Below are 24,247 nucleotides of genomic sequence, written 5' to 3'. Positions count from 1 at the left end.
CGCGAGCGCGCGTGACTGGGGCGGCGCGCCTGCATACCCATGAGACGGTACTTCGTCTGAGGGGCGGGCAGACTGAGGCACATCCAGTCGAGGCAGTCGCCGGAATCAGGCGTCGATGGCGATGGCTCTGTTGGCATGATTTCTGAAGGTCAGTGGGGCTGACAAGCTGTTGGAAGTGGCGGTTTCGCGGCCAAATCGTGCCACAACTCTAAGGTCCAGTCATGGCCGAGCCTGTGTGAAACGCATTGCAAGCGAAGTCGGCTCCAAAATTGACCGCCGCGGGCTGGCAAGACCCGGAGGAGGGCGGCGAACGGCGTACCGCGTGCTGCCTGGAAGGCACTGTGCTCACGGCCGCCGCCACCATTCAGTGGCTGGGCGAATGCCTCTGGCTCACCGACAGTGCGATCTTCAGATTAAACGTGGTTCACGTATTTGCCACTATGGCCGCAATGGCCGACAACCCTTGCTCTGGCCCCAGCGCCGAGTACCCGCCATCAACAGCCAGATTCACTCCCGTCACAAATGACGCGTTGTCGGAGAGTAGAAACACAACCGCATTGGCGACCTCCTCTGGTTCGCCGACACGACCCAGCATGTGAAAGTCCTTGGCAACCGAATTGACCTTGGCCTTGTCACCACCGGACACGGCGTCTAGCACACCCGACCAGGTCCATCCCGGCGATACGGCATTCACGCGGATCTTGTCTTTGGCCAGATCCAGCGCCTGGCTGCGTGTCAACTGCACGATGGCAGCCTTGCTTGCCGGGTAAAGCCAGCGTCCGGCTTGAGCCGCTGAGGCGCTGGTCGACCCGAAGTTGACGACGGCACCGCCGCCCGCCGCGACCATGTGCGGATGCGCGGCTTGCAGCAAAACGCAGGAACCTACGACGTTGACGTCGAAGGTCTTGCGCCACTGTTCACGTGTCGAGGCAAAGCCGTCGTCGATGTATGCGCAGGCCACGTTCACGAGAAAGTCGATCCGCTGATATCGCTCCCGAGCCAACTGCACGCAATACTGCACCGCGCTGTCCTCGGCCAGATCGGTTTCAACAAACATCGCGTGTGAACCCAGAGATTCGGCAATCGCACGGCCTTTGGTCACGTCGATGTCGGCCAGAACCACGTTGGCTCCGGCGTCACACAGCGCGCGGGCCACAGCAGCGCCGATGAGTGTGGAAGCGCCGGTCACGATGGCCGTCCTTCCGGCGATGCCGTCTGCGGCGTTCTTGGTAGTTTGCGAGTTGCTCATTTGTCCTAACCCAATTCCAGTTCATGCAGCGCGCCCATGCAGAACACCAGCGGTTTATTTTCCTGCCAGCGGAAGCGGCTCACACGGCCGACGAAGATGATGTGATCGCCGCCCGAATGCACGGTCTCTTTCTCGCACTCAAAATGCGCAATCGCACCTGCGATCATCGGCACGCCGCCCACACCTTCGATGGCTTCGACGCCAGCAAAGCGATTCTCCACGGGGCGAGAGAACTGCGTGCAGATATGCCGCTGCGTATTTGCCAGCACGTTGATAGCGAAGTGATCGCAGGTCTCGAATGCAGAGAGATTGGGCGAACGCCGTGACAGGCTCCAGAGCACGAGCGGTGGGTCTATGGACACCGACGTGAAGGAGTTGGCGGTGAGGCCCACGCGGTTTCCTTCGCCATCCACGGTCGTTACCACGGTCACGCCGGTGGCAAAGCAACCCAGTGCCTTGCGGAAGTCCGCTGGAGCATCGGCAATCTCATGACGATGCCGCCAGGGGCGATTTTTGATTTCCTGTTCATGCAGCATGGCTCAGGCTCCTGTCGGCGACGAATCGCTTGGCTTCTTCCAGATCGGCGATCCACGGCCAGTATTCGCTGGGACGCTCAAAGCAACGCATGAAGTGATCGCCAATGTGTGGCTGAACGGACGCTGCCTGCAGCACATGCATCACTGCATCGCCCGGTGGGTTCAGCAGCGCATTGGTGAAGGCCGATGTGTAGCTTGCCGAACTATTCCAGAAGGTGTCGAATGCGTTCTGCATCCAGTCCGCATCGAACGCTGCGTTGCCATGGGCGACTATGGCCTGGATAAGGTGCTCAGCCATGCGCGATGCATTGTTGGCGCCTTGTCCCGAAATTGGATCGTTGAGGCACACGGTATCGCCTACACCCATGACGACGCGGCCCGATGCGAGCCTACCGACCGGGTGGCGAATGGTCGGAGTGAACGCACCCTTGAGCCAAGCATTCTCATCGGTGAGCTGTGCACCTTCGAATAAGGGTAGATCGTCAGGCGCGAAGTCACTCATTACGCCCCGTGCGATCTCTAACATTTCTGCTCCGTCCGCTGCGGATTGGAAGCGATCCATTGGGCCGCCTGGACATGCCTCGAACAGTATGCTGCGGCATTCGCCCACTGTGTGGGTATAGAACGGCAGCGAAAAGAACTCGCCCACGCCGAAAACGAAATTAAAGCGCAGAGGTCGGAAGGAAGCCTTGGGCCAGGGATGATCGCCGATCAGCTTGGACCCCGTGAGCAGCATAGCGGCCAGATTACGGGGCGGAGTTGCATGCACGCTGCGCTCTGCATCGCGAGCGAACAGTGCGTTGATTGGACCCTTGCCGGAAGCGACCAACGTGAGATCGTTGTCGCCAGCGATGCCTTCCAACTCGCTCATGTCTATGGCGCGATACACCAGTGTGCCGCCGCGGCGCTCGAACTCCTGCGTCCAGCGCGCGAACTTCGAGCGTTGGTCGATGGCCTGACCAGAGCGATCACCCAACTGGCCTTTCACCGTCATCATGACCTTGCCGTTGGGATCGCGGAAGTCGACCAGCATGCCTTCGCCAATAGGCGCGCAGTCTTCCCAGAAGTTCAGTCCCAGGCGACGCTCCCATTCCAGCGTCTGGTTGAATAGAAAGGCGGTGCTGGGAATCTTTCCGCCCAGAAGCTGGTCTGGGGTGCGATCTGTGTAGAGTGTGATCTCGAAGCCTCGATCCAGCAGTCCGAATGCCAGATGAAAGCCACACTGCCCGCCGCCGATGATTGCTACTTTCGTCACGATGTCTGTCTCCTGCTTGTTGGGATTGGGTATAGCGTAGAAGCGCAGGGCTTCGCGGTAAATGCCCTCGGCTACCTAAACCCATAGATGGAAGCACTTAGTCGGATCAAGCAGATACGCAGTTCAGTCATATGCTGTCCTAATTCCCTAGGTGCCAACCCAGAAATCCAAAGAAACTGCGGAAATTCCCAATTGCAAATCTGCTCATTCGATGGCTAGAATCTTGCGCAAAGCTGAATCCGTCAGCCTCTCACGACAGAAGCACAATGAATGCGGCAACACCATTGAGTACGAGCGCCGTTGCGACTCGTATAGGTACGCTAATTGCATTCACTTGGCTTATCCGATAACACAGAAGCAAGCGGACAGCTCCATGCCCCCAACTCGCTCTACAGCCCACGAATACGAGCCTAAGGTCTATGTCGTCGATGACGACGAGTCAGTGCGAGAGTCTCTGCGCTGGTTGCTTGAATCCGTCTGCCACAAAGTAGAAGTTTTCTCGAACGGCCGCGAGTTCCTCGCAGGCGCTGATCCGACGATTCCCGGCTGCGTGTTGCTGGACCTGCGCATGCCCTACATGGGCGGCTTCGAGCTGCAGCAGACAATGCGCACCTCAGGCTTCAATCTGCCCATCATCTTCCTGACGGCACATGGCGACATCCCCATGACCGTGCGTGCCATGAAGGACGGCGCGTACGACTTCATCGAGAAGCCGTTCAACGATCAAGACCTGCTGGACAAGGTCACCGGGGCCATCAAGGTCGGCCTGAACGAATACCATAAGGCCAGGGTCAATGACGAAACGACAGACCTGCTCAACCAGCTCTCGACACGCGAGCGCGAAGTGTTCGACCTGCTGGTGGAAGGACTTGCTTCCAAGGTCATAGCCATCCGTTTGAACATCAGCTACAAGACAGTGGAAGTGCACCGCGCCCACATTCGCGAGAAATTGGGAGCTACTTCACTGGCAGAGTTAATTCGCCTGGGTATGCGCGGATCGACACAGTATTGAAGCGAAAAGAACGTGGTCATCCAGGCGGATTCAACCGGTCGATGCAACACACTAAAACTGCGCAAGCAGAAGGAGTGTTGCAAATGAAGCACCGGACCGACCCTGCTACACGGAAAGCCAAAAGGCGGTCATGTGGGAGCGCTGGGGGTCATATCGGAACGCCACAACGAAGATTGCATGAACAAGCATAGGACAGCAATCCGTCAATCAAAAAACCATACCAAGTACAAAAAGACCCGATCTTTCCAAAGAACGATCGGGCCTTTTGATTTCTGGTGGTCAGGTTGCAGGCTTCAACCTGCGTAGCATGGAGATTCTGAGCACGGGATAAAGAACGAACGAAGTCACCAGTGAAGTAAAGAACTCGATGGGCACAAACTTCTGCAAGACAAAATGCGCCAGTACAAACCCCACAGCCACTGTGATGACGCCAGCCCAGTTGATCTCCTCGCCCACCGGAGTGGAGTACCCCAAACGGGGTTTGACGAACAGGTAGTCGGCGATAATGATCCCCGCAAAGCACGTGGTGAGTACGCCCAGCACGGTGATAAAGGAGTTGAACCAGTCAAGGATCGATCCCACCAGCATTAGACATGCGAACACATTGGTCAGGATCACGAAGGTGAAGCGACCGGGACGCCAGTTGAACAGCACGTCGGCAAGATTGGTAAGTGAGAGCGATGCGCTGTACGTGTTGAGAACCTGCGCCTTCGATTGCGCAAACACCATCAGCAAAGTGCCCAGCGCTCCGCCGAAGATGATGAAGGCCACGGCCACGCTGTCGGGACTTTGCAGGGCCAGCGCACGGGCTGCAGCTTCGGTGAGGCCACCGATCTTGACATGGTGCGCGATGATCTGGTCCATGCCCGCATACATCACGATACCGCCGATCGCCACCATGACGATGTCCATGAACACGTTGCCAATCACCGCGGCGATGGCGATGTCACGAGAGGACTTGGCGTAGCGGCCGAGATCGGCGTCGATCAACGCCAGTGCGCCAGCCGAGCCGATCATCACGTTCACGCAGAAGCTGAACTTGCCAAAGTCGGTGTCAGCGCCCATTGCACGCAGCATCTCTTCGGGCATCTGTGCACCGAATTGCGTCACCGAGGCCCAAGACTGACCAGACATGGTGATGACCTCAACCATCATATACACCAGCACCGCGAGGAAGGCCACCAACGTGAGCGAGGACACGCGCGCGACCAACTTGAAGCCGAAAGCCGTGAGCAGAATCCACGCCAGTGTGAGAATGCCATAGATGATGATGCGCATGGTCAGCGTGTCGGGCTGGTTCAGATAGAACAGAAAGCCCTTGTACAGCAGCGCATTCTCAAGGGCGATGAAGCCCGTAATCATGAAGCCGAACACCAGTGCCAGCAATGCCGAGCCACGCGATCCGAGTCCATGATCGCGAGACAGCACGGTACTGGACAGCCCTGTCTTGTAGGCGATGTGGCCTGCGCCCCATCCGAGCAGCGCACCGACGATGGCTACGAACACGCCCGCCAACATGCCGATCTTGATGCCCGCAACAAAGGTCACAAGTGCGCCGACAAACAGCTGGATCAGGGTGGTGACGATACCCGCCGTGCTCCACGACAGTTGCAGCCAGTTCTGGCGTTCGCTGTCTGGAACGGCCTCTAAAGCGTGGTCGTCGGTGCGGGACTTGATTTGCGATTCACTGTGCATGATGAATCTCCTTGTTCATTAGAAGAAATGACGCATGCCGATGCGCAGCGCCGTTTGGCTGCGTCCATCGGAAGCGCCGGGCAAGCCCGCAATCCAGGCATTCGTCGCACCGTTGCCGCTGGTGCGCTGATAGACCAAGTTGGCGTAAATGTCGGTGCGCTTGGAGAACCAGTAGTCCAGCGTCACACCGAACTGATGCGCCTTGTTGTTGGTCACCAAAGCGTTGCCTTTCATGAGCTGATAGTCGCCACGCAGGATGGTGGTGGGGGTGATCTTGAAATCTGCACCCACCTGATACACATTGGCGCGAGCATTGGTGAAAGTGTTCTGTGTGTTGGTGTAGATGGCATCCACCTGCATGGAGCTCGTCGTGTAGCGACCACCGACACCCCAGTTGCGGATGCCATCCTTGCCTTCATTGATGGACGGATCTTTCGCATAGGTATACGCGGCGTTCACACCCCATGGGCCATTCGCATAGTTGACGCCCGCGCTGATCGTGCTGTTGGTTCCGAACGAGCCGGCCTTTTCACCCATGCCGTACAACACACCAGCGTTGAAACCATTGAGGTCCTTGGTGACGAACTTGACTGAGCTTGGCACACGAAATGCGCCCGCAACGCGGTTGAAGTCCAGTCCACCGAAAGGTGTTCCCAGTCCCTGGAATGGGCCTTGCTGCAGGTTGTAGAGACTCACATAGGGCAGTGATCCGGCCAGGCGTGCGGCGGACAGTGACTCGAACATGAAGTCGTACTGATAGCCCATGGTGAACGTACCCACCGGGCTGGCGAGTCCCACGTAGGTCTGGCGGGTGAAGCCACTGCCGCCGATAAATTGGCCATCGCCGAGGCTGAACTGGGTCTCGAGCTTGAAGACCGTCTTCATGCCACCGCCCAGCTCTTCACTACCCTGGAAACCGAACAGGTTCGGAATCTGCATGCCGTTGGCAAGAGTGGTGTTGCGTGAGCCTCCCTGGTTGCTTATGGACGTGATACCTGCGTCCAGCGTGCCATATGTGGTCACGTTGCTTTGCGCAGCTGCCGCGAGCGGAACTCCCATGGCTGCCATCAAAATCCACTTGACATTCTTCTTCATCTTCTGTCTCCTTGGTTGTGACTCATTCAGATCATTCGAGTGATCGTTTGTGGGTTCGGGATATGGCTATCCCTGCGCTGAAAGTGGCGCATATCTGGCGACTTCTTCTGATTTGCGTGCTGCTCGGTGCTACGCTTCAGTACAAGGGAATGGACATTGACCGACGCCCGTACCTCGAGTGCGCGGCTACCATACGCGGGTGACTTGCTCTTCAGCCGAGCGGCAACCACTCCGCGTCGTGTCGATGGATCAGGCGCAGGTTGAGATCAAGCTGCTTGAAGCACCAACGCCTTTTTTCGACGATGAGACTGGTGTCGTACTCACCACAGATCCAGTGCGCCGCGGCGGACGGTCCGCTACCCGAGGGGTCTTGGATCCGGGCAAGTTCCCACAGATGCCAGCGGCACCGGGCCTGGAGCAGATCGTCGTCCACGTCGATGACGGGCGGCGTCATGTAGTGCGCGCTCCACACGATCTCTTCCCTGCCGATGCGTGCAAGCTCCGTGGCGATCACGTCGCGACCTTGATGGCGTCCGAAGCCTCTGGCCTCCCAGACTGCGTTGTGGCTAAAGAGCGGGGCCATCAGCGCGGCATCGTTATGCCGGTCCGCGCCATGGGCATAACGCCCAACAAGCTGTTGGATTTCAGTGATCGCCTCAATGCGGGCAATGCGCTGGGAGAGCGTTCTGGTAGCCATCGGTAAATCTCCCGGGATGGCGATCCGCGACGCCTCAACGGCGTTGCAGACCGCATAGGGGCTGTTATCAATATGCGAGCTGACCGTGCTCGGCGACCAAACGCGCCTCATCGAACGCGTAGGGCACTTTGGGATCGCCGCCATAGAGCTCGATGTGCGGAGCCACTTCCGCAAGCGACAACGCCAGCGTCATCAAGCGGGACTCCTTCTCCGGCAGCTGACCAAGCGGAAATTCGTCGAGCTTTTTGAGGATCGCGGGTAACTGAGGCAGCATGGTGTCGTAGAAACTCTTGATCGCAGTACGCGCAGAACTGATGCGTCGTTGCTGGCGCTCGTTCTGTGTGGGTAATGCCCACAGCGCAACCAGCGGTTCAAGAGCTTCGAATTCTTCAGGCAATAGATTCTGTGTGGTCATGTCTGACATCTCCATCATTGTTCGAGGTATTGTTCGAGCACCTTGTAGCCATGGCGCAGCAGAATTTCTTCGTCTTGCAGGAACATGTACTGCTTTGCGCCGGACTCCAGGGCCGCGTGGGTGTCTTCCATCGTGGCGGTGTCTTCCAACCAGGCGTTGCGCTGCAGCACTTGGGCGAACTCGGTAGCCCAGCGCTCGCTGTTGGTCTTGGCTGGCTTCACGTAGTACTTGCCCTCCCACCGCGTCTTGTTGTGTGCCACGGGCCAGAACTGGTGGGTGAACCAGATGCCTTCAGAGACGTGAATCAGAATGTTGGGAAAAACGACACTCAGCTCGAACGAAAAGTCGTTGTGGCGGTGGGGATTTACACCCGGTGGCAGCATGGACGAGCCGCGTTGCGACACCAGCGAAGCACCCGTGATGCTGTTGGCAATGGCGGCCACGGGAGTCGGCTTGGCATTGAGCGACAGGCAGATGCCGGTGGTGCGATGTTCGCCGAACAGTTCCACATCGGACAGGCCGCTGGAGAACACGTTGGGGAAGGATCCCGCGTGGATGGTGGATACGTGATAGGCCTCGGAGAACGCATCGAGGGCGACCTTCCAGTTGCAATCCAGCAACGTGTTGTAGCTGAAGACCTGACTCATCTCCGCGAACGGATAGCCTGCCAGATGCTGGCCCATCCCGCCGAGATAGTCCTTCAGCGAACGGTCCGGCGTTTTGGCCAGATTGATGAAGATGAATCCTTCCCAGACATCGGTGTGCACTGGAGTCAAGCCCTGGGTGCACTTGTCGAAGTTCGAAGCGAAGCGTTCTTCTTCCGGCACTTGTACCAGTTGGCCCTCGCCGTCGTATACCCAGCCGTGGAAACGACAGGTCACCACAGCGGCCTTATTGCGACCGAAGGTTTCTTCGCCAGTTTCCACGATGACCTTGTTGCCGCGGTGCGAGCAGGTGTTGTGAAAGCCACGGATCACACCGTCCTTGCCATGAATCAGAATCACCGATGTTTTGGCGAAATGGATCTTCTTGACCTTGTAGTCGCCAACCCTGGATATCTCCTCTACGCGACCAACCTTCAACCAGGTGCGTGAAAACACACGCTCTTTCTCGCGCTCGTAGAACTCCGGCGCAATGCAAGGCTCTACTGGAACGGGCTCAGTGCCGAGTTCCGGGAATTTACTGGCCCAGCGAAGGGTTTGGTTGTTTGTCTCCATGACGGTACCTTTATAAAAAAATGGGTAAAGGAGTGAAATGCTTTTTCGGCTTCAAGCTGGGTTGTCCAGCCCGTACTGAGCCCGAGCCAGTTCCGCAATTCCGAGACGCTCCAAAATGGGCATCGGACACAGGAACGTGACGCGCACGACACCAGGCAGTCGGCTGATCTCGATCGAGCCTGCGATCGTTGCGCGGTTCAGGATCTCGTCGTAAGGAAGCCCTGTCACATCTGCGGCGCGCTGCAGGCCGTTTTTGGTGGCGTCGTTGAGATTCGCTGCCGAGCCAATGAAAGTAATGGGAGCGTTCTCTTCAATCTTGTGCTGACCGTAGCGCTCGCCCAGCACCTTCACGTGCGCACGCTGCGCTGCACTCATGGGGCGTGCCATCGGTGGCAGATCGTCTGGGCGTTGCAGCAGAATAGGGCCGTCGAGTTTCAGGCCCTTGATAATCTGCACTTTTAGCTCCACCTCGCCTGCCACATCGGTTGCGTGGCCAGCGATTTCGCCATTGCCCTGCTGCGCGTGCATGTCGCCCATGTACACGCCGGCACCTCGTACCTTCACGGGACAGATCAGGATGGCTCCTTCACGAACGCTGTTGGTATCCATGTGGCCGTCGGTCTTGTGGGCGTCGAGCGACTCGCGGCTCATTCCGAAGCGGTGTGGTGCGTCTACCAGGAAGGCGCCGAAGTCACCTGCATTGTGCGAGTCGGGCATGTCCACCGAAGGGATGGTGCCGATGTTTCCAAGGAACGGCTGCATGTGCGCCGCCAGACCACTTATATCGGAGCGTGCCAGTGAAAGGATGGAGTGCTGCTCGGACATCTCCGGCAGGCGTGCCAGCTCGTTGGGCATGCCCGCGATGCGCTGGGCCGCCTCCTTGTTCACCGTTAGCGAGACGCGGTTCTCACTGTCGAGCACGATGACATAGCCATGGCTGAAGCGAAACGCGTTGACTTCGGCGCCGCATACGTCGCAGTGAATCGCGTCATCACCCGTGCCTTCGACATGGCTTGACGGGCTTTCGGTGCCGCAGGTCGTGCAGCGTTTGGCGACGAAGGGGTCACCTAGATAGCGGCCTTCGACGAACTCCATCACGCCTGACGAAGTGGCGAGCGATGTGACGGAGCAGCGTTCGATCTTCAGTGCCACCGCATCGCCGACTTCGGCGCCCTCTACAGCTACTGGCTGTGAAACTTCATGGCCACCCTGAAAGATCGGTGTGATCATCGGGCCCCAGCAGCCGGGGGGCGTTCCCGTAACTATGCGGCCACCATCCTTTACGGGCCCCAGCAGCTTCAGGCTTGGGCCGATGACGCCCCGCGTGAAAGAGGTCACCTGGACGACGTCCTCTGGTGCCACGGCTGTGATGTGGTTCATCAAGTTCTCCTTGTAATGCTTGCGAAGCGAGTGGATTCAGATGGCGGTTGAACATGCGTTCTGATCAGTGCTCGTAGCGTAAAGAGATGTCGGCGCGCACGTTATCCGGTCGGATGACTAGTGTGTTAAGTGCTAACACTTAACGGGCAATCCACAGTGCCGCGGCGATAGGCGCGGTGCTATGCTGCTCGGCGACCCTCCGAATGCGAAGGCACACCTCATGAATGTCACCAGTCCACTCAGTAGCACCAGTTACCAAGACGTTTTTGAATTTGCCAACGACATCATGGTCATCCACGATATGGATACTGGAGAAATTCTTGAAGCTAATCGCAAGGCCTGCGAACTGTATGGCTACACGATTGAAGAGCTACGCGGAATGTCCATCGGTGAACTCACTCGCAACCATCCCCCATTCAATACGGAGATCGGTCTGCAGCAGATCTGGAAGGCGCGTGACAGCGGTGAATCGGTGATCTTTGAATGGGTTATTCGCAACGCGTTGGAAAAAGAAACGCCCGTAGAGGTGAGCCTCAAGCGCATCACAATGAACGGCATCGGGCGCGTCATCGCGATGGCGCGGGATATCTCGGAACGCAAGGAAGCACATGCCGTGCTCAAGGAGCGTGAGCGCTACTACCGCAAGCTCATCGAGCGCTCGTCGGACGGCATCGCCATCGTGTCGACCAACGGCGCGATTCAATTTGTCGGCCCCTCCATCAACGCCTTGCTGGGTGTCTCGGCACGGTCACTGATGGGCCGCTCCGTGTATGCCTTCATCGACCCGGAAGATGTGGAAGACGTGCGCACGGCGCTCAACGGACTGAACGAACTGAAAACCAATGCCAGCGTCAAGTTGAGCTACCGCGTGCGCCATCGCAACGGCGAATGGAAGACCCACGAGGCGGTGTGCCGCAATCTCCTCGACGACGCTGCGGTCAGGGGGCTTCTAATCAACTTTCGCGACGTCACCGAACGCATCGCGGCCGAGGAAAAGGCACGCTTGCGGGCACTGGAACTCAGCCGCATCTCACGCATTTCCACCACAGGCGAGATGGCGACGGCATTGGCGCACGAGCTGAATCAGCCGTTCTTCGCCATCGTCAACTTCGTCGCGGGGTGCCGCAGACGCATATGCTCAGGAAACTACACCAACGACGAATTGCTGCGCGTTCTGGAACTGACGCAGAACGAGGCCGAGCGCGCCGGTCGCATCATCAACAAGGTGCGCGAGTTTACTTGCAACCGCAGCTTCCAAAGGCAAGTGATTGACCTGCGTTCGCTGATCGAGGATATCCGCAGTCTGATCGAAATTCGGGCACGCGATCACGGCGTATCGGTGAGCTATGCATTTGATGATGCGAATTGTGAAGTTGAATGCGATGAAGTGCTCATCCAACAGGTCGTCATCAACCTCGCGGTTAACGGTATCGAGGCTATGTCCAGCATGCCCCCAGATCGGCGCAGACTGCACATCGGCATCGCAAGCGGCAAGAGTAAGCACGTTCAAATCACCGTGACAGATACCGGTCCGGGTTTGCCAAGGGTAAGTCCCGATCATATCTTCACGTCTTTCTTTTCCACAAAAAATTCTGGCCTGGGCATCGGGCTTTCACTGTGCAAATCCATCGTCGATACACACGAAGGACATGTGTGGTTCACGCGCCCGGAAGGTAACTCAGGCGCCTGTTTTCACGTGATGCTTCCGCGATCTTCCTGAATGTCCATGCAGGGAATAAGCAAAAACCTGTAGTGGCTAAGCAATCAATCCAATAGCTGCGCGGCGTCCCTTTCCATACGATGAAACCATCGTTGTCGTGCCATCCAGATGCTGTTTGCCTGGGCAAACCCGCTGCTGATGGCGCGTCGATTCGTTGACGAATCCATCAGGGGACAATTTCATGGCCATAGCCGAGCACACCATTCAATTCCTTTGCCCCACTTCCGAAGTCGCGCCAGATTGCCCCAAGCGGGTGGAACTGGCGGATCGTCCTCCGCTGGCCATCTTCAATCTGAATGGTGAGTTTTATGTCACCGACGACACCTGCACCCACGGCGAAGCGTCACTGTGCGATGGCGAAATAGATGGCGACGTCGTGGAGTGCCCCTTCCATCAGGGCGCGTTCGACATTCGCACCGGCGAGGCGGTGGGAGCTCCATGCGTGGTGAACCTGAAGACCTATCCCGTCGTGATCGAGAACGGCGTCATTGGCATTCGCCTAGACCAGTGAAAGGGATCCACACCATGGCGGAAATCAGCGTTGAGGGAAGCGGGCAGTTTTTCGCCTGCGCGCGCAGCGACACACTGCTCGCGGGCGGTCTGCGTGCCGGTCTCGGCATGCCCTACGAATGCACGGCGGGCGCATGTGGCACCTGCAAATTCGAGTTGCTCGAAGGCGACGTGGAAGTGCTCTGGGACGATGCTCCGGGCCTGTCAACACGTGACCGCGCCAAGAACCGGAAGCTCGCATGTCAGTGTCGACCGCTCACCGATTGCCGCATCAAGATGCGCTTTGACGAAGCCTGTCGGCCTCTCGCGAATCCTTGCAATCAAACGGCCATGTTGATCGCAACCAACGACATCACGCACGACATTCGCGAGTTTCGCTTTGCAACGGGTACGACGGCCACATTTCTGCCCGGCCAGTTCGCCACATTGCAACTACCGGGGGTAAGAGGCACGCGCGCCTACTCCATGTCCAACCTTCCTAACGATGAAGGCGAATGGCACTTTCAGGTGCGACGCGTCCACGGCGGAAGTGCATCGAACGCGCTGTTCGATCAGTTGCGTGTGGGTGATCAGATCACGCTTGATGGCCCATTCGGCATGGCCTTTCTGCGTGAGGGCTCGGCACGTGATGTGGTGTGTATTGCCGGAGGCTCCGGCCTGGCACCCATGGTGTCCATCGCTCGCTCCATGGCCAGCACAGGCCAACTGGCATCGCGCCGCCTGCACTTCTTCTACGGCGCGAGAACCCAGCGCGACGTGTGCGGCGAGGCGCTGCTGGAGAGCCTGCCCGGTTTTGGCGAGCGCATCCGCTTCTATTCCTCCGTCTCGTCCACGAAGGAGCAAGAGGACCCATGCTGGAGCGGCCGCGTCGGCTTCATCCATGAATATGTAGCAGAAGTCGTGGGGGCCAACCCGCACGGCCATGACTACTACATGGCAGGACCGCCACCAATGATCCAAGCAGTGCTGGACACGCTGCAGAAACTCCACAAGGTGGACAAGTCGCAGATCTACTTCGATCGCTTTTTCTGAAGGCACAGCGAAATGAGCCTGACCGATTTTATCGGCGCCGTAGCGGGCATGCTGACCACGATCTCCTTTATTCCCCAAGTCGTGAAAATATGGCGTACTCGCTCGGCACGTGATATTTCCTATGGAATGTACACATGCTTCATTGGGGGCGTCGGCCTGTGGTTGTGCTACGGGCTCTTGATCGGGGCGCTGCCCATCATTTTGAACAACGCCATCGTGCTAGTCCTGGCGATTCTGGTCATTTTCTTCAAATACAAAGTAGAAAAAAGATAATCCGTGAAGCAGCCCCCATAGGGAACCTTCGCCCCGGAGCGGCCATAACAGGGCACCAAAATTCAAACCCGCACATTCTTTAGAGTGTGCGGGTTTTTGGTTTTCGGACCGCCGAACAAGAAGAATCCTTCCCCTGCCGGTATATCCCAGGTTACGCTTGAGTCCATGGACTACTTGCTTGCGCTTGACCAAGGCACCACCAGCTCTCGGGCCATCGCCTTCGACTCCCATGGCCGTGTAGCGGCGCTGGCGCAGCGGGAATTCGCGCAACACTTCCCCAAGCCAGGGTGGGTGGAGCATGACGCTGCGGAAATCTGGTCGACACAGTTGGAGGTGGCGCGCGAATGCCTGCAAAAGCTTTCGGCCGAGCACGGCGCTGCCTATGGCTCGGTCAAGGTCCGGGCCATAGGCATTACGAATCAGAGGGAGACTACAGTTCTGTGGGAGCGCGCTACGGGGCGTCCGGTGGCCAGGGCTATCGTTTGGCAAGACCGACGCACTACCCCCCGTTGCGAGGCATTGCGCGCTGCAGGAAAGGCGGGGCTTATCCAGCGCAAGACAGGTTTGGTGCTCGACTCCTATTTCTCGGCTACCAAGCTCGAATGGTTGCTTGAGCACGTGCCTGGAGTTCGTGCGCGTGCGGAAGCCGGCGAACTCGCTTTCGGCACCGTGGACAGCTGGCTGATCTGGAACCTGACCGGCGGGCAGGTTCATGCCACGGATGCCAGCAATGCTTCCCGCACCTTGCTGATGGACATCCGCACGCTGCAGTGGGACGATGAATTGCTGCATCTTTTCAACATTCCTCGTGCGGTATTGCCCCGTATCGTGCCGTCCAGCGGTATTGTGGGCGAGGTCTTGCCCAAGTGGCTTGGCGAGCCTATTCCGATCGCTGGCGTGGCAGGCGACCAACAAGCCGCCACATTCGGGCAAGCCTGTTTCGGCGTCGGAATGGCAAAAAATACCTATGGCACAGGGTGCTTCATGCTCATGAACACCGGCACGGCTGCGGTGACCAGCCGCAATCGCCTGCTGAGCACCGTGGGCTGGCAAGGCCCGGAAGAGGGCGGCGAGCGGCGCACCGCGTACTGCCTGGAAGGCTCGGTGTTCATGGCTGGCGCCACCATTCAGTGGCTACGCGATGGCCTTGGAATCATTGACAGCGCAGCAGAGGTGGAGGCCTTGGCCGCCAGCGTGCCAGATACCGGTGATGCGTTTTTGGTACCTGCGTTCACGGGCCTCGGGGCGCCGGACTGGGACGGCAGGGCCCGCGGCACCCTGGTGGGGCTGACCCGTGGCACCACACGGGCGCACATCGCCCGTGCAGCCCTGGAAGCCATTGCGCTGCAGTCCGCTGATCTATTTGGTGCCATGACGCGTGATGCAGGCATTGCCTTGACCGAACTGCGGGTCGATGGGGGTGCCAGCCGCAACGATCTGTTGATGCAGATGCAGGCAGACTTTCTGGGCGTACCGGTGGTGCGCCCCAAGATCACGGAAACCACGGCTCTCGGAGCGGCCTATCTGGCGGGCCTGGCCATTGGTGTTTGGAGCGGTGGGGCAGCCATTACCCAGCAATGGTCGGTAGATCGGCGGTTCGAACCCGGTCTCACCGAGCCCGCTCGGCGAGCTTGCCTCGATCGTTGGCGTGAAGCAGTGGCAAGATCTCGCGGCTGGGCAGAAGAGAGCCCATGAGATCCATCGAGGATTTGTAGACTGCCTTGCTGCCATTCCCAGGCCAGCGCCGTATCTGGTAGATGTTGTCAGCAGCGCTCCAGTTTTCTCAGTCAGAATCAGGATCATGACCGCTGCTCCGCTGCCTACAACACGTGAAGACCTCATCGCCCGCCTGTGCGAGCCAGAGCGGTATGACCTGGTTGTCATAGGCGGGGGCGCTACGGGGTTGGGTGTGGCATTGGACGCCACCTTGCGGGGCTACTCGGTGGCCCTTGTCGAAGCCCATGACTTTGCCAAAGGCACTTCATCGCGCGCCACCAAGCTGGTGCATGGCGGCGTGCGCTACCTTGCTCAGGGGGACATCCATCTCGTGCGCGAAGCCTTGCACGAGCGGCTGAACATCCTTCAGGGAGCGCCCCACCTGGCGCAACCCTTGCCCTTTGTCATGCCCTCCTACAAACTGTGGGAAACGCCTTTCTACGGCATTGGCTTGAAGGTCTACGATGCCTTGGCAGGCAAATCCGGGCTGGGACGAACGCAATGGCTGACTTCCGGCCAGGCGCAACGTTTGCTGCCTGGCGTGCAGCCCCGCGGGCTGAAGGGGGGTGTCAAGTACTGGGACGGCCAGTTTGACGATGCCAGGCTGGCGCTCGCCATTGCCCGTACGGCAGCCCTTCACGGCGCCAGGCTGGCCAACTATTGCGCGGCGACAGGTTTGCTGCATGAAGGCGGCAAGGTGTCAGGCGTGGCTTGCCGGGATGAGGAAACCGGACGTGAATTCAGGTTGAACGCCCGCTGCGTGGTCAATGCCACAGGCGTTTGGGTCGATGCCTTGCGCCAGCAGGACGCCAAGGCCCAGGGGCAGACTGCGGGCGCTATCGTCGCACCTAGCCAAGGGGTTCATCTGGTCGTTGACCAATCGTTTTCTCCTGGCTCGCACGCGCTGCTTGTGCCCAGCACGGCAGACGGACGGGTGCTGTTTGCCGTGCCATGGCTTGGCAAGCTCATTTTGGGCACCACGGATACACCTCGTCAGGATGTGCCGCTGGAGCCCATGCCATTTGAACAAGAGATCGAGTTCATCCTTCGCGAGGCTGGGCGCTATCTGCGGCGTGCCCCCCATAGGGCAGACATCCTTAGCCAATGGGTGGGCCTGCGTCCCCTGGTTCGTCCAAGTGGCGAAAACGGCTCGCCTACCCGCGCGATCAGCCGAGAGCACACGGTTCTGGTGTCCAAAGCCGGTCTGGTGACCGTGACCGGCGGAAAATGGACGACGTACCGGGCCATGGCAGAAGACGTGCTCGCGCAGTGCACGTCTGGCGGGCTTTTGCCGGTCCGCGGACGGTCACGCACAGCGGGACAGCGCCTGGTGGGGGCGCCAGCCCAAGGAGCCGGCGCAGTGAGCGTGAGCGCTGAACCTGGGCTTCATCTTTACGGCTCCGAGGCAGAAAATGTGTCGTTGTTGCCTGGACGCGACAACTACCTTGCCCCCGGACTCAGCGAGGCCATGGTGCGCTTTGCAGCGCGCTTTGAATATGCTCGTACAGTGGAAGATGTGCTGGCGCGCCGGTCGCGTATGTTGTTCCTGGACGCCACGAAGGCTGCAGCGGCCGCCGAAGCGGTGGCAGGCATCCTGGCAGACGAACTTGGCCAGAAAACAGCCGAATCAGCGCCGTACTCGGCGGGCTTGACCGAATTTCAGGCCCTGGCCAAGCAATACGGCGCCAGATAAATGCGCTCGCATGAAGGCAGCTGTTGACACTGCCTCAGCCGCGCGGCATAATCGAGAGCTTCGCCCGAATTGGGCTTAGAGAATCTGCCCCAAGCGCAGCGTCTGGAAGAGGTTTTTCAGGCGCGGTTGACGGGCCCAAGACTGATCCGGTGGCTTTTTGCTGCGCTGGGTACAAGTTGGGAAATTTGAAATGATCCAGACTGAATCTCGACTAGAGGTCGCCGATAACACCGGCGCCAAGTCCGTCCTTTGCATCAAGGTGCTGGGCGGCTCTAAGCGTCGCTACGCGAGCGTGGGCGACATTATCAAAGTGAGCATTAAAGAAGCTGCTCCGCGCGGTCGCGTCAAAAAAGGCGAGATCTACAGTGCGGTAGTGGTTCGCACTGCAAAAGGCATCCGCCGCGGTGATGGCTCGCTGATCAAGTTCGACGGCAATGCCGCCGTGCTGCTCAATGCCAAGTTGGAGCCTATCGGCACCCGCATCTTCGGCCCAGTTACGCGTGAACTGCGTAACGAACGCTTCATGAAGATCGTGTCACTGGCACCAGAAGTGCTGTAAGGAAAGACGCATCATGAACAAGATTCGCAAGGGCGACGAAGTGATCGTGCTGGCTGGCCGTGATAAAGGCAAGCGTGGCACAGTGACGCTGCGCGCCACAGAAGAGCGCCTGATTGTCGAAGGTGTCAACCTCGTCAAGAAGCACGCCAAGCCAAACCCCATGAAGGGTGTTGCTGGCGGTATCGTCGAGAAAGCCATGCCGATTCATCAATCGAACGTGGCAATCTTCAATAAAGCTACCGGTAAAGCTGACCGCGTGGGCATCAAGTTGTTGGCTGATGGCAAGCGCGTGCGCGTCTTCAAGTCCAGCGGCGACGAAATCAAAGTGGCCTGAGGGTAGAAAATCATGGCACGACTGCAAGAAATTTACCGTGAAAAAGTGGCGCCCGAACTCATCGAGAAGTTCGGCTACAAGTCGCCAATGGAGGTGCCGCGCATCACCAAGATCACTCTCAACATGGGTGTGAGCGAGGCTGTGGCGGATAAGAAAGTCATGGACAACGCCGTGGCTGACCTGACCAAGATCGCCGGCCAGAAGCCTGTGGTTACCAAGGCCAAGCGCGCTATCGCTGGATTCAAGATCCGCGAAGGCCAGGCTATTGGCACCATGGTCACATTGCGCGGTGTGCGCATGTATGAATTCCTGGATCGCTTTGTGACCGTGGCCTTGCCGCGTGTTCGCGACTTCCGTGGTATCTCCGGGCGCTCGTTTGACGGCCGCGGCAACTACAACGTTGGCGTCAAAGAGCAGATCATTTTCCCTGAGATTGAGTATGACAAGGTGGATGCCTTGCGCGGTCTCAATATCAGCATCACGACAACGGCCAAGAACGACGAAGAGTGCAAGGCGCTGCTCTCGGCTTTCCGTTTCCCGTTCAAGAACTGAAGGTAACGCAAGTGGCTAAAGTAGCTTTGATCGAACGCGAACTGAAGCGTGACAAATTGGTGGCCAAGTACGCCAAGAAGCACGCTGAATTGAAAGCCATTGCAGGCGACGCCAAGCGCAGCGACGACGAGCGCGCGCAAGCGCGTCTGGCGCTGCAAAAGTTGCCGCGCAACGCTAACCCGACGCGTCAGCGCAATCGTTGCGGAATCACTGGTCGTCCTCGCGGTACTTTCCGCCAGTTCGGCCTGGGTCGCTCGAAAATTCGCGAATTGGCTTTCGCTGGCGATATCCCTGGTATCACCAAGGCCAGCTGGTAAGTCGGCAGGAGTAACAAGATGAGCATGAGTGATCCCATTGCCGATCTGTTGACCCGCATCCGCAATGCGCAGATGGTGGCTAAGCAGACCGTGTCCGCGCCTTCTTCCAAAGTGAAGGTGGCTATTGCCCAAGTGCTGAAGGACGAAGGTTATATTGATGGATTCGAGGTAAAGAGCGAAGGCGGTAAGTCTGAGCTGCTGATTTCCTTGAAATACTACGCTGGCCGTCCGGTCATCGAGCGTATCGAGCGCGTGAGCCGTCCTGGCCTGCGTGTCTACAAAGGCCGTGGCAATCTGCCGCAGGTAATGAACGGCATGGGCGTGGCGATTGTCACCACTCCCCAGGGCGTCATGACCGATCGCAAAGCACGTGCTACCGGTGTCGGTGGTGAAGTGCTCTGCTACGTGGCGTAAGGAGAAGTCTGAATGTCACGTATTGCAAAAATGGCCGTTAACGTCCCCGCAGGCGTTGATGTGTCTATCAAAGACGAGCTGATCACTGTCAAAGGTGGCGGTACTGAGCTCAAGCTCGTGCCTAACGCTCTGGTCAAGGTCTCTTCGGAAGGCGGCAAATTGTCTTTTGCCCCCGTCGATGAGTCACGCGAAGCAAACGCCCTGAGTGGCACCATGCGTCAGCTGGTGAACAACATGGTGGTGGGTGTAAGCAAGGGATTCGAGAAGAAACTGACACTGGTCGGCGTGGGTTTCCGCGCTCAAGCCAGCGGCAGCAAACTGAATCTATCGATTGGTTTCTCTCATCCGGTGAACTTCGAGATGCCTGCTGGCATCACGGTGGCCACTCCGGTTCCGACTGAGATCGTCGTCAAGGGCGCTGATCGTCAGCGCGTTGGTCAGATCGCAGCTGAAATCCGCGCATCACGTCCTCCTGAGCCTTACAAAGGCAAAGGCATCCGTTATTCGGATGAAAAAGTCGTGATCAAGGAAACCAAGAAGAAATAAGGACCTGCATCATGTTGAGCAAGAAAGAGCAGCGTCTTCGCCGTGCACGCCAGACGCGTATCCGCATCGCCACCAAAGGCGTGGCTCGCCTGACGGTGAACCGCACCAATCTGCACATTTATGCCAGCGTCATTTCTGGCGACGGCGCCAAAGTCCTGGCGACTGCCTCTACAGCCGAAAGCGAAATGCGCACGGCTCTGGGTGGTTCCGGCAAAGGCGGCAACGCTGCCGCAGCACAGCAAGTCGGCAAGCGTATTGCTGAACGCGCTAAAGCTGCTGGCGTTGAGTCGGTGGCATTTGATCGCGCAGGCTTCGCCTATCACGGTCGCGTCAAGGCTTTGGCCGAAGCCGCGCGTGAAGCAGGTCTGCAGTTCTAATCGGGCAGGACAGAAAAATGGCTACTAAATTTCAGGCAAGAGCGCAAGGCGACGGTCCGGAGGACGGTCTGCGCGAAAAGATGATCGCGGTCAACCGCGTGACCAAAGTGGTCAAGGGCGGCCGTATCATGGGTTTCGCAGCATTGACAGTGGTTGGTGATGGCGATGGCCGCGTGGGCATGGGCAAAGGCAAATCAAAAGAAGTGCCAGCTGCAGTGCAAAAAGCGATGGAAGAAGCTCGTCGCAACCTGGCTAAAGTCTCTCTGCGCGATGGCACCATTCATCACAACGTCACGGGCCATCACGGCGCCGCAGTCGTCATGATGGCACCGGCTCCTCGCGGTACCGGTATCATCGCGGGCGGTCCAATGCGCGCAGTGTTCGAAGTGGTCGGCATCACCGACATCGTGGCCAAAAGCCATGGCACTTCCAACCCGTACAACATGGTGCGCGCCACTTTGGACGCACTCAAACACTGCACGACTCCGTCCCAAGTAGCGGCCAAGCGTGGTAAGTCGGTCGAAGACATCTTCGCCTGATCTGGAGCACAAACATGGCAACTCCACAAAAAACCGTTAAGGTCCAGCTGGTTCGCAGCCCCATCGGCTGCAAGGAATCTCACCGCGCTACTGTGCGTGGCCTGGGCCTGCGCAAAGTCAATAGCGTCAGCGAACTCGAAGATACTCCTGCAGTCCGCGGGATGATCAACAAGATCGACTACCTAGTCAAAATCGTTTGAAGAGGATCCGGTGATGGAACTCAATAGCATCAAGCCCTCGTCAGGCTCCAAGCGCCCTCGTCGGCGTGTGGGCCGCGGGATCGGCTCCGGTCTGGGAAAGACCGCAGGCCGTGGTCATAAAGGTCAAAAATCGCGTTCGGGTGGCTACCACAAGGTAGGCTTCGAAGGCGGTCAAATGCCTCTGCAACGTCGTTTGCCTAAGCGTGGCTTCAAGTCGCGTACTCTCAAGTTCAATGCAGAAGTGACTCTGTCCGATCTCGAGCGCCTTGGCGCAGCCGAAGTCGACATGCTGGCACTCAAGCAAGCAGGTCTTGTGGGCGAGTTGGTTAAAGTCGTTAAAGTCATCAAATCGGGCGAACTGACAAAAGCTGTCAAGTTGACCGGTATCGGTGCGACGGCTGGCGCCAAGGCGGTCATCGAATCTGCTGGCGGCTCGCTGGCTTGATCGCTTTTTCTGAAAGTGTTTGAGTAGTGGCCACCAGCGCACCGCAAATAGCAAAGACCGGAAAATACGGCGATCTTCGCCGTAGGCTGGTATTTTTGCTGCTCGCGCTGGTCGTTTACCGGCTTGGCGCGCACATTCCTGTGCCCGGCATCAACCCCGACCAGCTTCGTCAGCTGTTTGAAGGTCAGCAGGGCGGAATCCTGAACCTGTTCAACATGTTCTCTGGCGGTGCGCTCTCGCGGTTTACCGTGTTTGCGCTTGGCATCATGCCTTACATCTCGGCTTCGATCGTGATGCAGCTGATGACCTACGTGCTGCCAGCATTCGAACAGTTGAAGAAAGAAGGCCAGTCCGGCCAGCGAAAAATCACGCAGTACACGCGTTATGGCACGTTGGGTCTCGCACTATTCCAGTCTCTGGGTATTGCGGTGGCACTGGAAGCTTCTCAAGGTTTGGTGATCAACCCAGGCTTTGGCTTTCGCCTGACTGCAGTGGTCAGTCTTACGGCAGGCACCATGTTCCTCATGTGGCTTGGCGAGCAGATCACGGAGCGCGGTCTGGGTAACGGCATTTCGATCCTGATTTTTGCAGGTATCGCAGCTGGTTTGCCTAGTGCTGTTGGTGGATTGCTGGAGCTGGTGCGAACTGGTGCGATGAGCATCGTCGTGGCGCTGTTCATAGTCGTGTTGGTTGCAGGTGTTACTTACTTCGTCGTGTTCATGGAGCGCGGTCAGCGCAAGATCCTCGTGAACTACGCCAGGCGTCAAGTAGGCAACAAGGTGTATGGCGGTCAATCGTCTCACCTGCCCCTGAAAGTGAACATGGCTGGTGTCATTCCTCCGATCTTCGCGTCGTCGATCATCTTGCTGCCGGCCACTGTCGTGGGTTGGTTCAGCACCGGTGACTCCATGCGTTGGTTGAAGGACATTGCCTCTACGTTGTCACCTGGTCAGCCGATCTACGTGATGCTTTATGCAGCAGCGATCATATTCTTCTGCTTTTTCTACACTGCCCTGGTGTTCAACAGCCGGGAAACTGCAGATAACTTGAAAAAGAGCGGAGCTTTCATCCCAGGCATTCGCCCGGGTGACCAAACGGCTAGATACATCGACAAGATCCTGGTTCGCCTGACATTGGCTGGCGCAATCTACATCACGTTGGTTTGTCTGCTGCCTGAGTTCCTGATTCTGCGCTACAACGTACCGTTCTATTTTGGCGGCACTTCCTTGCTGATTATTGTGGTCGTGACCATGGACTTCATGTCCCAGGTTCAAAACTACATGATGTCGCAGCAGTATGAATCGTTATTGAAGAAAGCCAATTTCAAGACGACGCTTTAAACCAGTGTCCGACCCCGGGAAACCGAGATCCAGGTAAATAAAAACCGATCTGGGCTTCCTGGTGCAAATGCAGCAGCGGTAGTTACCCTGAAGTCTTTGCCAGATACAAATAGCGTTTCGCGTTGAATAGGCGCCAGTGAATTGAAAAGTTTTAGGAGAATGAAATGAGAGTTTCAGCTTCGGTCAAGAAAATTTGCCGTAACTGCAAAGTCATCCGCCGTAAAGGCGTGGTTCGCGTGATCTGCACTGATCCACGCCATAAGCAGCGTCAAGGTTGATGCCGCTCATCAGAATCGTCAGAGGATAGAACATGGCACGTATTGCTGGTATCAACATTCCGCCGCACAAGCACGCTGAAATTGGCCTGACCGCTATTTTTGGTATTGGTCGGCAACGCGCTCGCATGATCTGCGAGGCTTGCGGCATCCCTTACTCCAAGAAGATCAAGGATCTGACGGATGGGGACCAGGAAAAGATTCGCGACCAGATCGCACAATTCATCATCGAAGGCGACCTGCGTCGCGAAACGACGATGAACATCAAGCGCTTGATGGACATTGGCTGCTACCGCGGCTTCCGCCATCGCCGCGGCCTGCCTATGCGCGGCCAGCGTACGCGCACTAACGCTCGTACCCGCAAAGGTCCGCGCAAGGCAGCGCAGTCGCTGAAAAAATAAGCTCTAGGATTGAAGAAGGTTCAATATGGCCAAATCACCCGCCAATAACGCCGCGCAGCGCGTACGCAAGAAAGTCCGTAAGAACATTTCGGATGGCATTGCACACGTGCACGCTTCGTTCAACAACACCATCATCACCATCACTGATCGTCAAGGCAACGCGTTGTCCTGGGCATCGTCTGGTGGTCAAGGCTTCAAAGGTTCGCGTAAGTCGACGCCTTTTGCAGCTCAGGTGGCTTCCGAAGTGGCGGGTCGCGCTGCTATCGAACAAGGTATCAAGAACGTTGACGTCGAGATCAAAGGCCCAGGCCCGGGTCGTGAGTCCTCAGTGCGCGCTTTGGCCGCACTGGGCATTCGCATCACCTCGATTTCTGATGTGACGCCAGTGCCACACAACGGCTGCCGCCCACAAAAGCGTCGTCGTATCTAATTACAGGTACTTGTCTCCTGTGT

General features: G+C 57.8%; 30 protein-coding genes. 21 read left to right on the top strand and 9 right to left on the bottom strand.

The window, feature by feature from the left end:
* Positions 1-424 precede the first annotated feature (424 nt).
* From ABIE13_RS20355 to ABIE13_RS20345, 3 genes are read right to left on the bottom strand one after another with little or no spacing between them, the layout of a single operon-like run.
* Positions 425-1,249 (bottom strand): SDR family oxidoreductase, encoded by an 825-nt coding sequence (locus tag ABIE13_RS20355; RefSeq protein ID WP_354446812.1) that lies wholly within the window; start codon positions 1,247-1,249, stop codon positions 425-427.
* Positions 1,250-1,254: 5 nt separating this feature from the next.
* A complete protein-coding gene (locus ABIE13_RS20350) occupies positions 1,255-1,785 on the bottom strand; it encodes a flavin reductase family protein (RefSeq protein ID WP_354446811.1) in 531 nt (176 codons plus the stop codon).
* Positions 1,775-3,040, bottom strand: a complete 1,266-nt coding sequence (locus ABIE13_RS20345; protein ID WP_354446810.1) for a styrene monooxygenase/indole monooxygenase family protein — start codon at positions 3,038-3,040, stop codon at positions 1,775-1,777. The genes ABIE13_RS20350 and ABIE13_RS20345 overlap by 11 nt, the downstream gene beginning before the upstream one ends.
* Positions 3,041-3,413: 373 nt before the next feature.
* Here ABIE13_RS20345 and ABIE13_RS20340 point away from each other — a divergent pair, with 373 nt between their 5' ends.
* The gene (locus ABIE13_RS20340; RefSeq protein WP_354446809.1) at positions 3,414-4,052 is read left to right on the top strand and encodes a response regulator transcription factor; all 639 of its coding nucleotides are present in this window, start codon (positions 3,414-3,416) and stop codon (positions 4,050-4,052) included.
* A 279-nt stretch (positions 4,053-4,331) separates the two neighbouring features.
* Here the strand turns inward: ABIE13_RS20340 and ABIE13_RS20335 are convergent, their stop codons facing one another.
* The 6 genes from ABIE13_RS20335 to ABIE13_RS20310 form a co-directional block, all read right to left on the bottom strand.
* On the bottom strand, positions 4,332-5,747 hold the full coding sequence (locus ABIE13_RS20335) for a purine-cytosine permease family protein (RefSeq protein WP_354446808.1): 1,416 nt from the start codon (positions 5,745-5,747) through the stop codon (positions 4,332-4,334).
* Between the two features lie 18 nt (positions 5,748-5,765).
* On the bottom strand, positions 5,766-6,842 hold the full coding sequence (locus ABIE13_RS20330; protein ID WP_354446807.1) for a porin: 1,077 nt from the start codon (positions 6,840-6,842) through the stop codon (positions 5,766-5,768).
* Positions 6,843-7,053: 211 nt separating this feature from the next.
* A complete protein-coding gene (locus tag ABIE13_RS20325) occupies positions 7,054-7,539 on the bottom strand; it encodes a nuclear transport factor 2 family protein (protein ID WP_354446805.1) in 486 nt (161 codons plus the stop codon).
* Between the two features lie 67 nt (positions 7,540-7,606).
* Entirely contained in the window at positions 7,607-7,954 is a 348-nt protein-coding gene (locus ABIE13_RS20320; RefSeq protein WP_354446803.1) for a hypothetical protein, read from the bottom strand.
* 14 nt (positions 7,955-7,968) lie between these two features.
* Positions 7,969-9,171, bottom strand: coding sequence for an aromatic ring-hydroxylating oxygenase subunit alpha (locus ABIE13_RS20315; RefSeq protein ID WP_354446801.1), 1,203 nt, complete (start codon positions 9,169-9,171; stop codon positions 7,969-7,971).
* Positions 9,172-9,222: 51 nt separating this feature from the next.
* On the bottom strand, positions 9,223-10,551 hold the full coding sequence (locus ABIE13_RS20310; RefSeq protein ID WP_354446799.1) for an acetamidase/formamidase family protein: 1,329 nt from the start codon (positions 10,549-10,551) through the stop codon (positions 9,223-9,225).
* 220 nt (positions 10,552-10,771) lie between these two features.
* Between ABIE13_RS20310 and ABIE13_RS20305 the strand changes: the two genes are divergently transcribed.
* From ABIE13_RS20305 to rpsK, 20 genes are all read left to right on the top strand, one after another.
* Positions 10,772-12,271, top strand: coding sequence for a PAS domain S-box protein (locus ABIE13_RS20305; RefSeq protein WP_354446797.1), 1,500 nt, complete (start codon positions 10,772-10,774; stop codon positions 12,269-12,271).
* Between the two features lie 181 nt (positions 12,272-12,452).
* A complete protein-coding gene (locus ABIE13_RS20300) occupies positions 12,453-12,782 on the top strand; it encodes a non-heme iron oxygenase ferredoxin subunit (RefSeq protein ID WP_354446795.1) in 330 nt (109 codons plus the stop codon).
* Positions 12,783-12,796: 14 nt separating this feature from the next.
* A complete protein-coding gene (locus tag ABIE13_RS20295) occupies positions 12,797-13,813 on the top strand; it encodes a 2Fe-2S iron-sulfur cluster-binding protein (RefSeq protein ID WP_354446793.1) in 1,017 nt (338 codons plus the stop codon).
* 12 nt (positions 13,814-13,825) lie between these two features.
* Positions 13,826-14,086 carry a SemiSWEET transporter gene (locus ABIE13_RS20290; RefSeq protein ID WP_354446791.1) on the top strand — a complete coding sequence of 87 codons (261 nt, stop codon included), beginning with the start codon at positions 13,826-13,828 and terminating at the stop codon, positions 14,084-14,086.
* A gap of 165 nt (positions 14,087-14,251) precedes the next feature.
* A complete protein-coding gene (glpK, locus tag ABIE13_RS20285; protein WP_354446789.1) occupies positions 14,252-15,781 on the top strand; it encodes a glycerol kinase GlpK in 1,530 nt (509 codons plus the stop codon).
* A 106-nt stretch (positions 15,782-15,887) separates the two neighbouring features.
* Positions 15,888-17,495, top strand: coding sequence for a glycerol-3-phosphate dehydrogenase/oxidase (locus ABIE13_RS20280; protein ID WP_354446787.1), 1,608 nt, complete (start codon positions 15,888-15,890; stop codon positions 17,493-17,495).
* A 190-nt stretch (positions 17,496-17,685) separates the two neighbouring features.
* Positions 17,686-18,054: a 50S ribosomal protein L14 gene (gene rplN / locus ABIE13_RS20275; RefSeq protein ID WP_028601656.1), complete on the top strand. Its 369-nt coding sequence runs from the start codon at positions 17,686-17,688 to the stop codon at positions 18,052-18,054.
* A 13-nt stretch (positions 18,055-18,067) separates the two neighbouring features.
* Positions 18,068-18,388 (top strand): 50S ribosomal protein L24, encoded by a 321-nt coding sequence (gene rplX, locus ABIE13_RS20270; RefSeq protein WP_354446785.1) that lies wholly within the window; start codon positions 18,068-18,070, stop codon positions 18,386-18,388.
* Between the two features lie 12 nt (positions 18,389-18,400).
* Positions 18,401-18,940: a 50S ribosomal protein L5 gene (gene rplE, locus ABIE13_RS20265; RefSeq protein WP_354446784.1), complete on the top strand. Its 540-nt coding sequence runs from the start codon at positions 18,401-18,403 to the stop codon at positions 18,938-18,940.
* An 11-nt stretch (positions 18,941-18,951) separates the two neighbouring features.
* Positions 18,952-19,257 (top strand): 30S ribosomal protein S14, encoded by a 306-nt coding sequence (rpsN, locus tag ABIE13_RS20260; RefSeq protein WP_354446782.1) that lies wholly within the window; start codon positions 18,952-18,954, stop codon positions 19,255-19,257.
* 18 nt (positions 19,258-19,275) lie between these two features.
* Positions 19,276-19,671 (top strand): 30S ribosomal protein S8, encoded by a 396-nt coding sequence (rpsH, locus tag ABIE13_RS20255; RefSeq protein WP_354446780.1) that lies wholly within the window; start codon positions 19,276-19,278, stop codon positions 19,669-19,671.
* A 12-nt stretch (positions 19,672-19,683) separates the two neighbouring features.
* Entirely contained in the window at positions 19,684-20,217 is a 534-nt protein-coding gene (gene rplF, locus ABIE13_RS20250) for a 50S ribosomal protein L6 (RefSeq protein ID WP_354446778.1), read from the top strand.
* Between the two features lie 11 nt (positions 20,218-20,228).
* Positions 20,229-20,594 carry a 50S ribosomal protein L18 gene (rplR, locus tag ABIE13_RS20245; protein ID WP_354446776.1) on the top strand — a complete coding sequence of 122 codons (366 nt, stop codon included), beginning with the start codon at positions 20,229-20,231 and terminating at the stop codon, positions 20,592-20,594.
* A gap of 17 nt (positions 20,595-20,611) precedes the next feature.
* The gene (gene rpsE / locus ABIE13_RS20240) at positions 20,612-21,133 is read left to right on the top strand and encodes a 30S ribosomal protein S5 (RefSeq protein ID WP_354446774.1); all 522 of its coding nucleotides are present in this window, start codon (positions 20,612-20,614) and stop codon (positions 21,131-21,133) included.
* 14 nt (positions 21,134-21,147) lie between these two features.
* Positions 21,148-21,333, top strand: coding sequence for a 50S ribosomal protein L30 (gene rpmD / locus ABIE13_RS20235; protein ID WP_354446772.1), 186 nt, complete (start codon positions 21,148-21,150; stop codon positions 21,331-21,333).
* Positions 21,334-21,346: 13 nt separating this feature from the next.
* Positions 21,347-21,778 carry a 50S ribosomal protein L15 gene (gene rplO / locus ABIE13_RS20230; RefSeq protein ID WP_354446770.1) on the top strand — a complete coding sequence of 144 codons (432 nt, stop codon included), beginning with the start codon at positions 21,347-21,349 and terminating at the stop codon, positions 21,776-21,778.
* 26 nt (positions 21,779-21,804) lie between these two features.
* A complete protein-coding gene (gene secY / locus ABIE13_RS20225; protein WP_354446768.1) occupies positions 21,805-23,118 on the top strand; it encodes a preprotein translocase subunit SecY in 1,314 nt (437 codons plus the stop codon).
* A 164-nt stretch (positions 23,119-23,282) separates the two neighbouring features.
* Positions 23,283-23,396 (top strand): 50S ribosomal protein L36, encoded by a 114-nt coding sequence (gene rpmJ, locus ABIE13_RS20220; RefSeq protein WP_028820150.1) that lies wholly within the window; start codon positions 23,283-23,285, stop codon positions 23,394-23,396.
* 32 nt (positions 23,397-23,428) lie between these two features.
* Positions 23,429-23,794 carry a 30S ribosomal protein S13 gene (rpsM, locus tag ABIE13_RS20215; protein ID WP_354446765.1) on the top strand — a complete coding sequence of 122 codons (366 nt, stop codon included), beginning with the start codon at positions 23,429-23,431 and terminating at the stop codon, positions 23,792-23,794.
* 25 nt (positions 23,795-23,819) lie between these two features.
* Entirely contained in the window at positions 23,820-24,224 is a 405-nt protein-coding gene (rpsK, locus tag ABIE13_RS20210; RefSeq protein WP_354446763.1) for a 30S ribosomal protein S11, read from the top strand.
* Positions 24,225-24,247 lie beyond the last annotated feature (23 nt).

Source organism: Ottowia thiooxydans (assembly GCF_040548795.1).
GTDB lineage: Bacteria > Pseudomonadota > Gammaproteobacteria > Burkholderiales > Burkholderiaceae_C > Ottowia > Ottowia thiooxydans_A.
Note: the sequence above shows the minus strand (reverse complement) of the source record. Positions and strands in the feature narration are given on the sequence as shown.

Bases quoted from the DNA above. Each gene is read 5' to 3' on its own strand.
- rplX (WP_354446785.1), top strand. From the start codon at position 18,068: ATGAACAAGATTCGCAAGGGCGACGAAGTGATCGTGCTGGCTGGCCGT.
- rplN (WP_028601656.1), top strand. From the start codon at position 17,686: ATGATCCAGACTGAATCTCGACTAGAGGTCGCCGATAACACCGGCGCC.
- rpsK (WP_354446763.1), top strand. From the start codon at position 23,820: ATGGCCAAATCACCCGCCAATAACGCCGCGCAGCGCGTACGCAAGAAA.
- rplR (WP_354446776.1), top strand. From the start codon at position 20,229: ATGTTGAGCAAGAAAGAGCAGCGTCTTCGCCGTGCACGCCAGACGCGT.
- ABIE13_RS20335 (WP_354446808.1), bottom strand. From the start codon at position 5,747: ATGCACAGTGAATCGCAAATCAAGTCCCGCACCGACGACCACGCTTTA.
- rpsH (WP_354446780.1), top strand. From the start codon at position 19,276: ATGAGCATGAGTGATCCCATTGCCGATCTGTTGACCCGCATCCGCAAT.
- ABIE13_RS20340 (WP_354446809.1), top strand. From the start codon at position 3,414: ATGCCCCCAACTCGCTCTACAGCCCACGAATACGAGCCTAAGGTCTAT.
- ABIE13_RS20315 (WP_354446801.1), bottom strand. From the start codon at position 9,171: ATGGAGACAAACAACCAAACCCTTCGCTGGGCCAGTAAATTCCCGGAA.
- ABIE13_RS20325 (WP_354446805.1), bottom strand. From the start codon at position 7,539: ATGGCTACCAGAACGCTCTCCCAGCGCATTGCCCGCATTGAGGCGATC.
- ABIE13_RS20320 (WP_354446803.1), bottom strand. From the start codon at position 7,954: ATGACCACACAGAATCTATTGCCTGAAGAATTCGAAGCTCTTGAACCG.
- rplE (WP_354446784.1), top strand. From the start codon at position 18,401: ATGGCACGACTGCAAGAAATTTACCGTGAAAAAGTGGCGCCCGAACTC.
- ABIE13_RS20300 (WP_354446795.1), top strand. From the start codon at position 12,453: ATGGCCATAGCCGAGCACACCATTCAATTCCTTTGCCCCACTTCCGAA.
- rpmD (WP_354446772.1), top strand. From the start codon at position 21,148: ATGGCAACTCCACAAAAAACCGTTAAGGTCCAGCTGGTTCGCAGCCCC.
- ABIE13_RS20355 (WP_354446812.1), bottom strand. From the start codon at position 1,249: ATGAGCAACTCGCAAACTACCAAGAACGCCGCAGACGGCATCGCCGGA.
- rpmJ (WP_028820150.1), top strand. From the start codon at position 23,283: ATGAGAGTTTCAGCTTCGGTCAAGAAAATTTGCCGTAACTGCAAAGTC.
- ABIE13_RS20330 (WP_354446807.1), bottom strand. From the start codon at position 6,842: ATGAAGAAGAATGTCAAGTGGATTTTGATGGCAGCCATGGGAGTTCCG.
- rpsM (WP_354446765.1), top strand. From the start codon at position 23,429: ATGGCACGTATTGCTGGTATCAACATTCCGCCGCACAAGCACGCTGAA.
- ABIE13_RS20280 (WP_354446787.1), top strand. From the start codon at position 15,888: ATGACCGCTGCTCCGCTGCCTACAACACGTGAAGACCTCATCGCCCGC.
- rplO (WP_354446770.1), top strand. From the start codon at position 21,347: ATGGAACTCAATAGCATCAAGCCCTCGTCAGGCTCCAAGCGCCCTCGT.
- glpK (WP_354446789.1), top strand. From the start codon at position 14,252: ATGGACTACTTGCTTGCGCTTGACCAAGGCACCACCAGCTCTCGGGCC.
- ABIE13_RS20310 (WP_354446799.1), bottom strand. From the start codon at position 10,551: ATGAACCACATCACAGCCGTGGCACCAGAGGACGTCGTCCAGGTGACC.
- ABIE13_RS20350 (WP_354446811.1), bottom strand. From the start codon at position 1,785: ATGCTGCATGAACAGGAAATCAAAAATCGCCCCTGGCGGCATCGTCAT.
- ABIE13_RS20290 (WP_354446791.1), top strand. From the start codon at position 13,826: ATGAGCCTGACCGATTTTATCGGCGCCGTAGCGGGCATGCTGACCACG.
- rplF (WP_354446778.1), top strand. From the start codon at position 19,684: ATGTCACGTATTGCAAAAATGGCCGTTAACGTCCCCGCAGGCGTTGAT.
- rpsE (WP_354446774.1), top strand. From the start codon at position 20,612: ATGGCTACTAAATTTCAGGCAAGAGCGCAAGGCGACGGTCCGGAGGAC.
- ABIE13_RS20305 (WP_354446797.1), top strand. From the start codon at position 10,772: ATGAATGTCACCAGTCCACTCAGTAGCACCAGTTACCAAGACGTTTTT.
- ABIE13_RS20295 (WP_354446793.1), top strand. From the start codon at position 12,797: ATGGCGGAAATCAGCGTTGAGGGAAGCGGGCAGTTTTTCGCCTGCGCG.